We start from the raw sequence: 13,243 nt of genomic DNA on the forward strand, positions 1-13,243 counted from the left end.
GCCTGGCTCCATACCTACAATCACCATCGCGGACACACCGCGCTCAACGGCCTACCACCCGCCAGCCGCATCCCCAACCTCTCGGGTCAGTACAGTTAGCCAGTCGCGGCTCGCTTGCGCGACCCGCGACGGAACCCCCAGGTCGCCGAGAAGTTCGACGGCGGCGGCCATCTCCTCACGACGGCGTACGGCGTGCTTGTGCGAGCCGTCCCAGAGGCGCTCGAGGGTGCCGGCGTCGGCGCGGGTCAGCTCCGCGCTGATGTTGCCGCGCAGCCACTCCTCCAGGCCGGCCGCCCTCGCCGCGGTCAGCGCCTCCACCACGGCGGCGGCCATCCCCTTGTAGAAGACACTGCGCAGCAGCTTGCGGGTGGCGGCGGCGCCGACCGGGCCGTCCAGCACGTCGACGCTCGCGCCGAAGCCGCGCAGGACACCGGCCAGCTCTTCGGCGGCCGGGCCGCTCATGGTCATCGGGGTGCGCAGCCCTCGGCCGGGCACCGGGGACATCAGGGCCACGTCGACGACCCGGACGCGGCCTTCGCCCACCGTACCCAAGCTCTCTTTGAGGCCCGGGGTGGCGGTGTTGAGATCGGCCCAGATGGTGCCGGGCCGCAGGGCCGGCAGCGAGGCCCGCAGGGCGTCGGCAGCGTCGGCCGCGCTGTTGACGCTGAGCACGATCGCGGCGCCGGCGCAGGCCGCGGCGTCGCTGTCGGCGGCGCGGACCCCGGGCGGCGCGGGCACGTGCGGGTCGAAGCCCTGCACGATCACGCCGGCCGTGGCGAGATCGGCGGCGATCAGACTGCCGGCCTCGCCCAGGCCGAGCACGGCGACGACGGTTCCACTCACGGTGGCCTCCTTCTGCACCCGACTGATCACCCTACGCCCGGCGCCGATGCTGCAACCGGGTCACAGGATTGTCAACAATTGTTGGGTACGGCGGGTTGGCCTAGGCTGAGCCGCACAGCGAACGATGGCCGGTGATTGTTGACAATTTTGTCATTAATATGGACGGGAGGCGCGATGACCGACGCGACCCTGGTGCTCACCGCTCACCCCGGCGACTTCGTCTGGCGGGCTGCCGGCGCGATCGCCCTGGCCGCCTCCCGCGGGCAGCGCGTGGTGATCGGGTGCATGAGCTTCGGTGAGCGGGGCGAGTCGGCCTCGCTGTGGCGCAAGGGCTACACGCTCGACGAGGTGAAGGCGCACCGCCGGGGCGAGGCCGAGCAGGCCGCCGAGGTGCTGGGCGCGGAGATCCGGTTCTTCGACGCGAACGACTACCCCCTGGTGGAGACGCCGGAGCTGCTGCAGGGCCTGATCGACCTGTACCGGGAGGTGCAGCCGGCGGTGGTGCTGACCCACGCGGCCGCCGACCCCTACAACGGGGACCACCCGTTCGCGCACGCCATCGCGCTCAAGTCGCGGATCCTGGCGCAGGCACCCGGCGTCGAGGGGCCCGGCGAGGTGATCGGCGCGCCGCCGGTCTTCTGTTTCGAGCCGCACCAGCCCGAGCAGTGCGGGTTCGTCCCGAACGTGCTGCTCGACATCACCGAGGTGTGGGAGCGCAAGCGCGAGGCGATGCGGATCCTGGCCGCGCAGAAGCACCTGCACGCCTACTACACCGAACTGGGCGCCCGGCGCGGCCTGCAGGCGGCACGCAACTCCGGGCCGAACCTGGGCCTGCCCAACGAGACCAGGGCGGAAGCGTTCATGCGGCTCTACCCGCAGGTCACGCAGGTGCTGTCGTGAGCCGGCACCGGATCGTCCGGACCTCCCGGCGGGTGCCGCAGGACGTGCTGGCCGGGCTGGCCGAGGCGGGCGCCGCCACGGTGCACGAGGCCGACGGGCGGCGCGGCGCGGTCTCCCCCGACCTCAGGCCGATCCAGGCCGGGGCCCGGATCGCCGGGTCCGCGGTGACCGTCTCCTGCCACCCCGGCGACAACCTGATGATCCACGCGGCCGTCGAGCAGGTCCGGCCCGGCGACGTCGTGGTGGTCACGACGACCTCGCCGTGCACCGACGGGATGCTGGGCGACCTGCTCGCCACCTCGCTGCGGGCCCGCGGCGCGATCGGCGTGGTCCTCGACGCCGGGGTGCGGGACGTGGCCGAGCTGCGCGCGATGGGTTTCCAGGTGTGGTCACGGGCGATCAGCACGCAGGGCACCGTGAAGGCGAGCCCCGGCTCGGTGAACGTGCCGATCGTCGTCGGCGGCCAGGTGATCAACCCGGGTGACGCGATCGTGGCGGACGACGACGGCGTGGTCGTGGTCCCGCACGAGCGGGCCGCCGCCGTGCTGGAGCAGGCGAGGCAGCGGGCCGCGAACGAGGACGCCAAGCGCGAACGGCTGGCCGCCGGAGAGCTCGGCCTGGACATGTACCAGCTGCGGCCGCTGCTGGAGAAGCTCGGCGTGCGGTACGTGGACGAGTCATGAGCATCCCGGTTCTGATCATGCGCGGCGGCACCTCCAAGGGCGCCTACTTCCTGCGCGAGGACCTGCCGGCCGCCTCCGCGGAGCGCGATGAGCTCCTGCTGTCGATCATGGGCTCGCCGGACCCGCGGCAGATCGACGGCATCGGCGGCGGGCATCCGCTGACCAGCAAGGTCGCGGTGGTCGGCCGCTCGGCGGATCCGGAGGCGGACGTCGACTACCTGTTCCTCCAGGTGCAGGTGGACCGGCCCCGGGTCAGCGCCGAGCAGCCGTGCGGCAACATCCTGGCGGGGGTCGGACCCTTCGCGATCGAACGCGGCCTGGTGGCCGCGGCCGAAAAGATCACCCCGGTACGGGTCCGCATGGTCAACACCGGCGCGCTGGCGACGGTGCACGTCCCGGTGCGTAACGGCCGCCCGGTCTACGCCGGTGACACCGCGCTGAGCGGGGTTCCCGGCACCGCCGCCCGCATCGAGGTGGAGTTCCGGGACACGGCCGGCTCGGTCGCCTCGGGCTTGCTGCCCACCGGGCGGGTGCTGGACGACCTCGACGGGGTGCCGGCGACGCTCATCGACAACGGCATGCCGGTGGTCCTGGTGGCGGCCGCCGCACTGGGTGTCACGGGTTACGAGACACCGGCCCGGCTCGAGGCGGACGAGCGGCTGCGGCACCGGGTGGAGAGACTGCGGCTGATCGCGGGCACCCTGATGGGCCTCGGCGACGTGAGCGCGACGACCGTACCGAAGATGTGTTTGATCGCGCCCCCGGCGAAGGGTGGCGCGCTGTGCACGCGGATGTTCATCCCGCATCGCGTGCACTCCTCGATCGGCGTGCTGGCGGCGGTGACCGTCGGCACCGCCGTGGCGATGCCGGGCAGCGTGGCACACGCCGACACCGGCGCGACGATCCGGGTGGAGCACCCCACCGGCTTCTCCGACGTGGTCGTCGACCTCGACGCCGGCCGCTCGGCGATCGTCAGCACCGCCCGCCTACTCCTGGAGGGGCAGGTCCACCCTCGCCTGACTGCGGAAGGGGCCATCACGCATGGCTGAGAAGACCCGCGACATCGCGCACGTCTCCGCGGTGGAGCTGCTGACGCCGGTTCTCGACGACACGGTCCGGTTCTTCACCGACCAGATGGCGATGGAGGTCGTCGAGCGCCGCGGCGACAGCGCCTACCTGCACGCGTGGGACGACTACGAGCGGTTCACCGTGAAGGTGACCGGCGCAGCCACCTCCGGCATCGGCCGCACCTGGCTGCGCGCCCGCAGCCCGGAGGCGCTGGAGCGGCGGGTGCGCGACATCTCCGCCGCGGGCCTCGCGGAAGGCTGGAGCAAGGACGAGCCGGCCTACGGCCCGGTCTTCCACTTCACCGACCCGGACGGGCACCCGTTCGGCATCTACTACGAGACCGAGCGTTACGTGGCTTCGGACGCCACCCGCCCCTCGCTGAAGAACCAGGCCGCCCGCTTCCCCGGCCGCGGCGCCAACGTGCGGCGGCTGGACCACGTCAACTTCCTCGCCTTGAACGTGCCGGCCGACTTCGTCCCCACGGTCCTGACCGGCCGGGCCAGCGAGCAGATTGTGCTGGACAACGGCACGACCGCCGCGATCTGGTTCACTTTCTCCGACAAATCGTACGATGTCGTCTACACCCGTGATCGAACTGGCTCGCGGGGCCGGCTGCACCACGTGGCGTTCGCGACCGACACCCGCGAGGACATCCTGCGCGCCGCCGACGTATTCCTGGAGGCCGGCGTGCACATCGAGACCGGGCCGCACAAGCACGCCATCCAGCAGACATTCTTTCTGTACGTGTGGGAGCCCGGCGGCAACCGCATCGAGCTGTGCAACGCCGGCGCCCGGCTGCTGCTCGCCCCCGACCACGAGGTGGTGACCTGGACCGAGGCGGAGCGGGCCAAGGGCCAGGCGTGGGGTCTCAAGACGATCGAGAGCTTCCACACCCACGGCACCCCGCCGGTCTAAGGCATCACACCCCGGTCGTCGAGGGTCCGCAGCACCTCGATGACGCTGGCGATGTGGTCGCGCATCGCCGCCTCGGCCTCTTTCGGGTCACGCTCGCGGATCGCGGTGATGATCCGCTCGTGCTGCGGCAGCGAGACCATCGGGCGGCCCGGCAGCAGGGAGAGCATGAACTGGTGCCGGGCCAGCTGCGCGCGCAGCGTGTCGATCAGCCGGTCCGCGGTGCGGTGCCCGGAGATCCGGCGGACCAGGGCGTGCAGCTGCTGGTTGAGGTCGCTGTAGCGGCGGAACTCGCCGGCCTCGACGGCGCGCCGCATCAGCAGGCCGATCTCGTCGAGCTCGCTGGCCTCGTCGTCGGTGACCCGGGTCGCGGCCTGCGCCGCCACCAGGCCTTCCAGCACCATCCGCACCTGGGTGATCTCGATGGTCTCGGCGAGGGAGATCTTGCGAACCTGGGCGCCGCGGTTGCGCTGGATCTCGACCAGGCCCTCACCGGCGAGGTCCTGCAGGGCCAGGCGGATGTTGAACCGGCTCACCCCGAACCGCTCGGTCAGCTGCGCCTCGACCAGGCGCTCCCCCGGCGTGAACTCGCCCGCCAGGATCGCCTCACGCAACGCGTCGCGCGCGGCCGCCTTGTCCTTCCCCTCACCCGTTCTGCGCGGTCGTGGCCGGCGTGCGCCGGTGAGGTTGCTCTCCGCAGACATGTACGTCCCGTCGCCCTGGTGCCGATCGAACAGCGGTTCCACGAGCTGAGCAGCGTCGATCGCCAGCCGACGGCCCTGCCCGGTGCCGGTACGATACCGCGCGTCCGCACCCCCGGGTCGTCTGCTACTCGCCGAGGAACTCGAGCAGCTCAGCGATGAAGGTGGGCTCCCGCACCGCCCCGAGATGATCACCGTCGACGATGCTGAGCTGAGCCCCCGGGATCGCCTTCGCCAGCACCTCGGGGCGCCCGGCCAGCACGTCGTCGCGGCCGGCCAGCACCAGCGTCGGCGCCGCGATCGCGTCCAGCGGGATCGGCTCGGCGTGCATCCGCTGTGCCTGCGCGCCCAGCGCCACCCGGTCCCCGCCGACCGCGTCGATGAACGCCCGGAACCCGGCCGCCGCCACATCGGTGATCGTGGCCGGGTCCTCGGCGTCCAGCGCCTCCCGCAGCGGCCCCGGGCCGATCACCCGGGTGTCGACCCCGCCGAGCTCCACGACCGCCGCGCCCACGCCGCCGACGACCAGCCGCCGCAGCCGGCTCTCCCGGGCCGCCACCAGCAGGGAAACGACCGCGCCCATCGAATAGCCCACCAGGTCGACACTGGACAGCCGCAACAGGTCGATCAGGCTGACCACGTCCTCGGCCATCCGCGCCTCACCGTAGAACGCCGGATCGTGCGGGCGGCCCGACCGGCCGTGCCCGCGCGCGTCGATCGCCACCACCCGGCGGCCGGCCGCGTTCAGCGCGTCCACCACGCCGGTCAGCACCCAGTTGGTGGTGCCGTTGGCGATGAACCCGTGATGCAGCAGCACCGGCGGCAGGTCGGAGGAGCTTCCCGCCCAGTCCTGATAGAAGATCTCGACACCGTCGGTGGCCTGGAACGCGGGCATGGACAGCGGTCCTCTCTCTCAGCTGCTCTCGGCTTCGCGGAGCCTAGCGCCGGCATCGGCGTGTGCGGATCGGCTAGATCGCCGGTGTCACGCCGGGACGACGATCGCGATAGATTGCGGGTGAGCTACCAACCACTGTCGTAGGGGGATGGACGGGCTGTGACCCCCACTCAGTTACGTGCCTATTCCGCCGTCGTCCGGCTCGGGTCGGTCAAACAGGCCGCGGCTCAGCTGGAGGTGTCCGAGTCGGCGGTGTCGCTGCACATCGGGCAGTTGCGCAAGGAGCTGGGTGACCAGCTGTTCTCCCGTACGTCCGGGGGCCTCATCTTCACCCCCGGCGGCCTGCGGCTGGCCAGCCGCGCAACCGAGATGCTCGGGCTGCAGGACATCACCGTCCTGGAGGTCAGCTCCGCCGGGCAGGGCCGGCGCCTGCTGCGGATCGGCGCGTCCAGCCTCTTCGCCGAACACGCCGCGCCCGGCCTCATCGAGCTGTTCGCCAACCGGGCGGCCGACCTCGACCTGGAACTCAGCGTCCGCAACCCGGGAGCGTTCCGCGAACTGCTGATCGAACGCACCATCGACATCGCGATCGGTCCGCCGCCGGCCACGCCGGACCCGGCGATGGTGTGCCGGCCGGTCATGTACTACCGGGTGGTCACCGTGGCCGCGCCGGAACATCCGCTCGCCGGCACCCAGCCGACTCTGCGCCAGCTGCGTGATCAGACGTGGCTGCTGGGCCCGTCAGCGGCGGCGGACGGCGGGGCGATCCGCACGCTGGTGCGGCGGCTCGGCGTGCCGGACGACCGCCAGCAGATCTTCCAGAGCCACGCGGCGGCGGTGGAGGAGGCCAAACGCGGTCGCGGGGTGGCGGCGGCGTTGTCGTTCACGGTCGCGCCGGAGGTTCGTAAAGGGCATCTGGTGCAGTTCTGCGGGCCGCACGCGAGCCTGGAAGAGGTGTGGCACTCGCTGACGCTGGCCGAGCCCGGCACGCCGTCGGCGGCGGCGGAGCTGGCGCGGTTCGCCTCGACGCCGCGGGCGATCCAGGCGATGATGCGCGGGACGGGGATCAATGTGGGGCGCTTCCGCCCGTCGGTGCACGTCACCCTGTGGAGCTGACGGGGCGCTCTTTTTCAGCACGTCGCGGTAACGATCGGCCCGCAACAGCCCGGCCGGCCGGCGGCGTCCGGCGTCTCAGCGCCCCACGCCAGCCCGCCACACCAGCTGACAGCCAGCGCACCCCCACCGGACCGCGCACAACACCCCGCGACAGCCGGCCGAACCGGCTGACAGCCAGCCCACACCCGCCGGCCCCAACACAACACCCCACGACAGCCGGCCGAACCGGCTGACAGCCAGCCCACACCCGCCGGCCCCAACACAACACCCCACGACAGCCGGCCGGGCAGGCCGACAACCAGCCCACCCCCACCACCCCAACACAACACCCCACGACAGCCGGCCAAACCGGCTGACAGCCAGCCCACCCCCAGCAGCCCCAACACAACACCCCGCGACAGCCGGCCGAACCGGCCGACAACCAGCCCACCCCCACCACCCCAACACAACACCCCACGACAGCCGGCTGGACAGGCTGACGGCCGGTGCGCCCTCGGCAGGCTGGGTCTGATCCCTGGGACGCTTCCGCGGCGGGCTGACCGCGAAGACCCATGCCCTGGCTGGCAGCCGAGGCTGGCCTCCCTCGCCGCCGGGGCACTCACTGTGAGTGACACGATAGGGCGATGCTCTGGCCGGTCTTGCTCGACACTTCTCCTCGCGACACCGTGTGGTCACTGGGTGAACGGGTCACGACCCGCCTCCGATGGCTCGCCGAGCCGGATCTGCCCGGCGACATGGTGCTGCGCCGGGTCGCGGTGCGGGCCAGCATGTTGCTCACTGTCGAGGGGCAGCCCTGGGCGCAACTCATCGAGGCCGGCGACCTGCGCGCGGTCCGGGAAGGCGGGACCGGGGCGGGGGACGTCACGCTCGACGGATGCCTGGGCTTCGACGCCTTCCTGCGGCTCATCGGTGAGCTGCCTGTCACGGTGGGCGTCGTCCGGCGGGTCCGGGTGGTGCATGACCTGCACGATCGCGGCGCCACGGAGTGGATCCGGCGGCCTGGGAGCGTGCGGCTGACCGATGTCCCGGATGCCTGCCCGACACGTTTGCGCGACGAACCGTCGCTCGGCGAACCGATGCCGGACGACTGGGAACCCGAGCCCGGCGAAGTGCAGATTCTGAGCCCGGAGGAATACTTCCTGCTGGCACGCGAGCACCTGCCGGCGGAGCAGTGGCAGGCCCGCGGCTTCCTCGTCGATCTGGACGTCGCCGATTACTCCTGAGCCCACCTCCACGGCACCCAGCGATCTTGAGCGGTCGGGAGCGAGCGAGCTGAGGCTAGCGCCGGTGGGCGGACAGTGACTGCAGGTGGGTGGCGGCGGAGGCGAGGTCGGCGAAGGTCGCGGCGGGGAGCAGGTGGTCGCAGAACGGCAGGGCAGCGGCCATCCCGCCCACGCGCGGGGCGAAGCCCGGAGCGCCGGCGCGGGGGTTGAGCCAGAGGATGCGATAGGCGCGGCGGCGCAGACGGGCCATGGCGGCAGCCATCCGGTCGGGTGGGTCGCTGTCCCAGCCGTCCGAGGCCAGGAGCACGATGCCGCCGCGGAGGGTGTTGCCGTGGTGGGAGTCGAGCAGGGCGGTGATGTTGCGGGCTATCCGGGTGCCGGTGAAGCGGTCGGTCACGGCGAGGCTCGCCTGTTCGATCGCCTCGTGGGCTGAGGTGTGCCGCAATGCGGAAGTCAGGCGGGTCAGGCCGGTGGCGAAGGCGAACACCTCAGCGTCGGCCACCAGCGTGAAGGCGCGCATCAGATGCAGGTAGGCGGTGGCCTGGGCGCGCATCGACTCGCTCACGTCGCAGAGCAGCACCACCCGGCGGGGGCGGCGTAAGGGGCGTTCGCGGACCACCGAGACGGCCTCCCAGCCGGTGCGCCGGGCCCGGGCGATGGTGGGCCGCAGGGCGACGCGGCGGCCGCTGGGATCGGGGGCGTGCCGTCTGGTGCGGCGTTGCGGCCAGCGGGTGAGGGCGGCACGCAGGGCGTCGGCCAGGGCTTCGGTCTGGTGGGCGTCCAGGTCCTCGAAAGGGTGGTCGGCCAGGGCGGCCAGAGCGCTGGGGCGCAGCTCCGGGACTCGCAGGCCGGAGTCGTCGAGGGTGTCGTCGGCGGCTATCGGGGGCGGCAGGGTGGCCCAGGGCAGACCGCCGCCGGCCACGACCTCGTCGCCGCCGGCGGGGACGGTGACGTTCACGCCCTCGTCGCGTCTCGGCGCCGGGCCGGAGGAGCGGGTCAGCGGCAGTGGGGCGGCATCGTCGAAGACCGCGGCGAAGACCCGGTCGAAGACGGTCAGGTCGGCCTGCCGCCGGACCAGGGCGACCCGTGCGGTCCAGTACAGGGTGTCGCGCGAGGTGGGCGGGCTGACCTCGAAGGCCCGGACCAGGTCGTCGGTCTCGGTGATGCCGGCGTTCAGGCCCGCACGGCGCAACCGGGCCACGAACGCGACAGCGAACGCGGCCCGGTCGATGCCGCGCAGCAGCACCGGGGCGGGGTCGGCGGCCAACGGTTCGCCGATCAGGGACGGGCGGCGACCCAGACGATGACGGCGGCGGCCACGGCCACCCCGACGACCACCGGGATCACTCGCTTGTAGATCGACTTGCCGGCGATGTCGAGCAGATCCAGCGCCTCGGGCTCAGCGCTCTCGATCTTGCGCTCGACAGGGGCGGCCGACGAAGCCGGGGCAACGGACGAAGCCGGGGCAGCCGACGAGGCCGGGACGACCGACGAAGCCGGGGCATCGGACGAAGCCGCGGCAGCCGACGAGGCCGGGGCGTCAGCAGTTGCACCTGAGGCTTGCGGCACGGCACCTGCCGCCTTGGTCAGGTCGGCGGGCGGAACGTTGAGCGGGGCGATCGGCTCGGGCGTGCCTTCGGCGGTCTCCAGCCGGCCGGCGGCGGGCTCGACGGTTCCGGACGACGGGTCCGGCGCGATCGGCGCGGCCGCCGAGGTATCGACGTCGGGAACACCGGGCGCCACCGTGCCGAGCGACACTGCCGCGTCCGGAGCGGTCTCGACGGCCGCCGCCGAGGCCGTGCCCTCGGCCGCCCCACCGCCGACGGGAGCGGCAGCAAGATCAGCGGCGCCCGGCGCGGAAACCGGCCCAGAAGCAGGCGCGGAGGAAGCAGGACCGGAAGAAGCAGACGCAGCAGGCGCGGAGGAAGCAGGCACAGCAGACGCGGAGGAAGCAGACGCGGCGGAAGCAGGCGCGGCGTCATCGGCGGCCAGCTTGGCCTCCAGGTTGGTGACGAACTGGGCGAGCAGCTTCCCCGACACCTCCTTGATCATCCCGCTGCCGAACTGCGCCAGCTTCCCGCTGATCTTCAGGTCGGTGTCGACACTGACCTTCGTGCTGTTCTCGCCCTCGGGCGTCAGCACGGCCGTGACCAGCGCCGACGCGTTGCCCGCGGACCGCGCGTCGCGGCCCTTGGCGTCGATCACGGCCCGGTAGTTCGCGTCGTCCTTGGCGGTGAACTGGGCCGTTCCGGAGAAGTCCGAGATGACCGGGCCGACCTTGACCTTCACCTTGCCCTGGTAGACCTCACCCTCCACCCCGGTCAGCTGGGCGCCGGGCATGCAGGGGGCGATGCCCTCCAGATCGGTCAGCACCTGCCAGGCCCGCTCGATCGGGGTGTGCACGGTGAACTCGTTGGTGATCTTCATGCGCGGGTCTCCTGGTGTACGGCGTCGGCGACCAGGATCCGGTCGTCGGGGGTCTTGGCGATGGTGCCGATGGTGCGCAGCACGTCGGCGTCGGTGAGTTCGGAGACGCCGAGCGCGGCGAGGGCGGACACCCAGTCGATGGTCTCGGCGAGCCCGGGCGCCTTGTCGAGGTCGAGGCGCCGGACCCGGCCGATGAACTCGGTGGTGGAGCGGATCAGCGGCGCCGCGGCGCCGGGCACCGACCGGCGCACGATGTCGGCGGCGCGCTGGGCGGAGGGGAACTCGATCCAGTGGTAGAGGCAGCGGCGGCGCAGCGCGTCGTGCAGGTCGCGGCTGCGGTTGGAGGTGAGCACCACGATCGGCGGCCGGGTGGCGGCGAAGGTGCCCAGCTCGGGCACGGTGATCGCGGCCTCGCCGAGGAACTCGAACAGCAGCGCCTCGAACTCGTCGTCGGCCCGGTCGATCTCGTCGATGAGCAGCACCGGCGGGGTCGGCCCGGTGTGCCGCACGGCCCGCAGGATGGGCCGTTCCAGCAGGAAATCGGCGCCGAAGAGGTCGGCGTCGTGCACCGCGCGGCCCTGCGCCTCGGCGAGCCGGATGTGCAGCAGCTGCCGCTGGTAGTTCCATTCGTACAGGGCTTCGCCGGCGGTCAGGCCCTCGTAGCACTGCAGCCGGATGAACGGGGTGTCCAGCGCCTGGGCGAGGGCTTTGGCCGCGGCGGTCTTGCCGACGCCCGGTTCGCCTTCCAGCAGCAGCGGTTTGCCCAGCCGCAACGCCAGGAAGACCGCCATGGCCAGGCCGTCGTCGACCAGGTAGTCGACGGCGTCCAGCCGCTGGATGACCTCGTCAGGATTGTTCATTCGTCAGCAGCCGCTCGTAGTCTTCTCGGGTGTCCACATCGATCGGCACGGTACCGGCGGCGTCGATCTCGGTCACCGGGTACTTACCGGAGTGCAGCAGCTTCCAAACCGCCTTGTCGCCGTGCAGTTCCGCCAGCTCGCCGTAGACGAGACGGTGGAACAGGAACGGGTGGCCGAGGCCGTCGGTGTACCGGCACACGCCCAGGGGTGTCGGCACGTCGACCAGCCGCCGCACGTCCGATGGCCGAACTCCTGGCTGATCCCCCAGCAGCAACACCAATTTGTCAGCAATATCGGACAAGTGGCTGACGGCGGCGCTGATCGACGACCCACAGCCCGTCGAGAACGCCGGGTTCTCGATCACGCGTACCCCGGAAAGGTCCACAGCGGCGCGGATCGCCGCCGCCGATCCGCCCAGGGTGACCAGCAGGTCGTCGAAGCCGCAGGCGCGCGCCATGTCGAGGGTGGCGTCGAGCAGCGTGCGGCCGCGGAACGGCAGCAGCTGCTTGGCCTCGCCGAGCCGGCGGGAGCCGCCGGCCGCCAGTACCAGACCAGTGACGCCCACTAGGCCGCCGTGTACTTCTTCAGGCAGCCGGGGCAGCAGAACCAGTAGTCCTGGCCGTCCACCACGCCGTGCGGGGTGTCCGGTCCGATCACCACGGTCATCCCGCAGACCGGGTCGATCGCGGTGGCCGCCGGCGTCTCGGCGGCGGGGGCGGGGACCGGCCCGACGGGCAGTGTCGGGCCGGCGATCAGTTCCGGTCCGGCTTGGGCGAGGGCCGCAGCCTCCCCGTGGGCTGCGGCCCGGCGCGGCGCGGTCGCGCGCGCCGGTTCGGCGGATCCGGCGGCCAGGCCGCCGACCCGCACTTCCCGGACGATTTCGGCGAGCACGGAGAGCGCGATCTCCTTGGGCGTACGGGCGCCGATGTCGATCCCGGCGTGCGGGCGGATCCGGGCGCGTTCGCCGGTGCTGAGGTTCATGGCGTCGAGCAGGACCGCCGAGCGCCGGTGGCTGGCGATCAGCGCGATCAGGCCGACCCCCGCGTCCAGGGCTGCCCGGATGGCACGTTCCTCGTCGCGCCCGAGCCCGGCGACCACGGCCGCGGTGACCCCCGCGTACGACTCGTCCGGGGCCACCTCGAAGTCGAGGAACTCGGCCAGGTCGGCGACGGCCGTACCGATCGGGGTGTTGCCGGAGACCGCGACCAGCGGCCGCGGCAGCACCGGACGCAGGAAGATCTCGATGGCCCCGCCGGAGTGGCAGGGGTTGACGACGACCAGCGCGCCGGGCGTCTCCGGGAAGCCGGTCTCGTCCTCGGGCAGCACCCGCAGCAGGATCGTGTTGCCGTCGCGCAGGGTCTCCATGGCGGCGGCGCGCACCGACGTCTCCGCGCAGACCCCGCCGACGAAGCCCTCGATGGAGCCGTCGGCGAGGATCACCGCGTCGTCGCCGGCCCGGGCGGAGGTCGGCTCCTGGGCGCGGACCACGGTGGCGTGCACGAACGGCCGGCGCGCGTCGGCGAGTTCGCGCACCCGCTCGGCGATGCTGGTCGTCATCCGTACTCCTCAGGGGTGTTGAGACGGTGGGTGCCGCGCCGCGCGGCACCCACCGCGA

Annotated in this window: 13 protein-coding genes and 1 pseudogene; 6 read left to right on the forward strand and 8 right to left on the reverse strand. The window is 72.2% G+C overall.

Annotated features, from left to right (window positions below):
- Positions 1–108: 108 nt before the first annotated feature.
- Positions 109–873, reverse strand: a pseudogene (locus AB0F81_RS05560) (DUF1932 domain-containing protein); the annotation flags it as partial.
- Positions 874–1,017: 144 nt separating this feature from the next.
- On the opposite strand from AB0F81_RS05560, the gene AB0F81_RS05565 reads away from it, so the two are divergent.
- Genes AB0F81_RS05565 through AB0F81_RS05580 form a run of 4 tightly spaced genes read left to right on the forward strand, consistent with a single transcriptional unit; the run spans position 1,018 to position 4,409 of the window.
- Positions 1,018–1,743: a PIG-L deacetylase family protein gene (locus AB0F81_RS05565; protein ID WP_360191409.1), complete on the forward strand. Its 726-nt coding sequence runs from the start codon at positions 1,018–1,020 to the stop codon at positions 1,741–1,743.
- Positions 1,740–2,426: a 4-carboxy-4-hydroxy-2-oxoadipate aldolase/oxaloacetate decarboxylase gene (locus AB0F81_RS05570; RefSeq protein WP_360191412.1), complete on the forward strand. Its 687-nt coding sequence runs from the start codon at positions 1,740–1,742 to the stop codon at positions 2,424–2,426. The genes AB0F81_RS05565 and AB0F81_RS05570 overlap by 4 nt, the downstream gene beginning before the upstream one ends.
- Positions 2,423–3,475 (forward strand): 4-oxalomesaconate tautomerase, encoded by a 1,053-nt coding sequence (locus AB0F81_RS05575; protein WP_360191414.1) that lies wholly within the window; start codon positions 2,423–2,425, stop codon positions 3,473–3,475. Before AB0F81_RS05570 ends, AB0F81_RS05575 begins: the two co-directional genes overlap by 4 nt.
- A complete protein-coding gene (locus AB0F81_RS05580) occupies positions 3,468–4,409 on the forward strand; it encodes a VOC family protein (protein ID WP_360191416.1) in 942 nt (313 codons plus the stop codon). Before AB0F81_RS05575 ends, AB0F81_RS05580 begins: the two co-directional genes overlap by 8 nt.
- Here the strand turns inward: AB0F81_RS05580 and AB0F81_RS05585 are convergent.
- Positions 4,406–5,152, reverse strand: coding sequence for a GntR family transcriptional regulator (locus AB0F81_RS05585; protein ID WP_360191418.1), 747 nt, complete (start codon positions 5,150–5,152; stop codon positions 4,406–4,408). The genes AB0F81_RS05580 and AB0F81_RS05585 overlap by 4 nt on opposite strands.
- Before the next feature lie 82 nt (positions 5,153–5,234).
- Complete coding sequence (locus AB0F81_RS05590) at positions 5,235–6,002, reverse strand: alpha/beta fold hydrolase (RefSeq protein ID WP_360191420.1); 768 nt, start codon at positions 6,000–6,002, stop codon at positions 5,235–5,237.
- 159 nt (positions 6,003–6,161) lie between these two features.
- On the opposite strand from AB0F81_RS05590, the gene AB0F81_RS05595 reads away from it, so the two are divergent.
- On the forward strand, positions 6,162–7,118 hold the full coding sequence (locus tag AB0F81_RS05595; RefSeq protein ID WP_360191423.1) for a LysR family transcriptional regulator: 957 nt from the start codon (positions 6,162–6,164) through the stop codon (positions 7,116–7,118).
- A 623-nt stretch (positions 7,119–7,741) separates the two neighbouring features.
- Positions 7,742–8,341: a hypothetical protein gene (locus tag AB0F81_RS05600; RefSeq protein WP_360191426.1), complete on the forward strand. Its 600-nt coding sequence runs from the start codon at positions 7,742–7,744 to the stop codon at positions 8,339–8,341.
- 55 nt (positions 8,342–8,396) lie between these two features.
- Here the strand turns inward: AB0F81_RS05600 and AB0F81_RS05605 are convergent, their stop codons facing one another.
- From AB0F81_RS05605 to AB0F81_RS05625, 5 genes are read right to left on the reverse strand one after another with little or no spacing between them, the layout of a single operon-like run.
- Positions 8,397–9,608 (reverse strand): VWA domain-containing protein, encoded by a 1,212-nt coding sequence (locus AB0F81_RS05605; protein WP_360191429.1) that lies wholly within the window; start codon positions 9,606–9,608, stop codon positions 8,397–8,399.
- Positions 9,609–9,619: 11 nt separating this feature from the next.
- Positions 9,620–10,768 carry an SRPBCC family protein gene (locus tag AB0F81_RS05610; RefSeq protein WP_360191432.1) on the reverse strand — a complete coding sequence of 383 codons (1,149 nt, stop codon included), beginning with the start codon at positions 10,766–10,768 and terminating at the stop codon, positions 9,620–9,622.
- Entirely contained in the window at positions 10,765–11,628 is an 864-nt protein-coding gene (locus AB0F81_RS05615; RefSeq protein ID WP_360191435.1) for a MoxR family ATPase, read from the reverse strand. Before AB0F81_RS05615 ends, AB0F81_RS05610 begins: the two co-directional genes overlap by 4 nt.
- Positions 11,615–12,193 carry a nucleotidyltransferase family protein gene (locus AB0F81_RS05620; protein ID WP_360191438.1) on the reverse strand — a complete coding sequence of 193 codons (579 nt, stop codon included), beginning with the start codon at positions 12,191–12,193 and terminating at the stop codon, positions 11,615–11,617. Before AB0F81_RS05620 ends, AB0F81_RS05615 begins: the two co-directional genes overlap by 14 nt.
- Positions 12,193–13,185, reverse strand: coding sequence for an XdhC family protein (locus AB0F81_RS05625; RefSeq protein WP_360191441.1), 993 nt, complete (start codon positions 13,183–13,185; stop codon positions 12,193–12,195). Before AB0F81_RS05625 ends, AB0F81_RS05620 begins: the two co-directional genes overlap by 1 nt.
- Positions 13,186–13,243 lie beyond the last annotated feature (58 nt).

Source organism: Actinoplanes sp. NPDC024001 (assembly GCF_040638955.1).
In the GTDB taxonomy this organism is placed as follows: Bacteria; Actinomycetota; Actinomycetes; order Mycobacteriales; family Micromonosporaceae; genus Actinoplanes.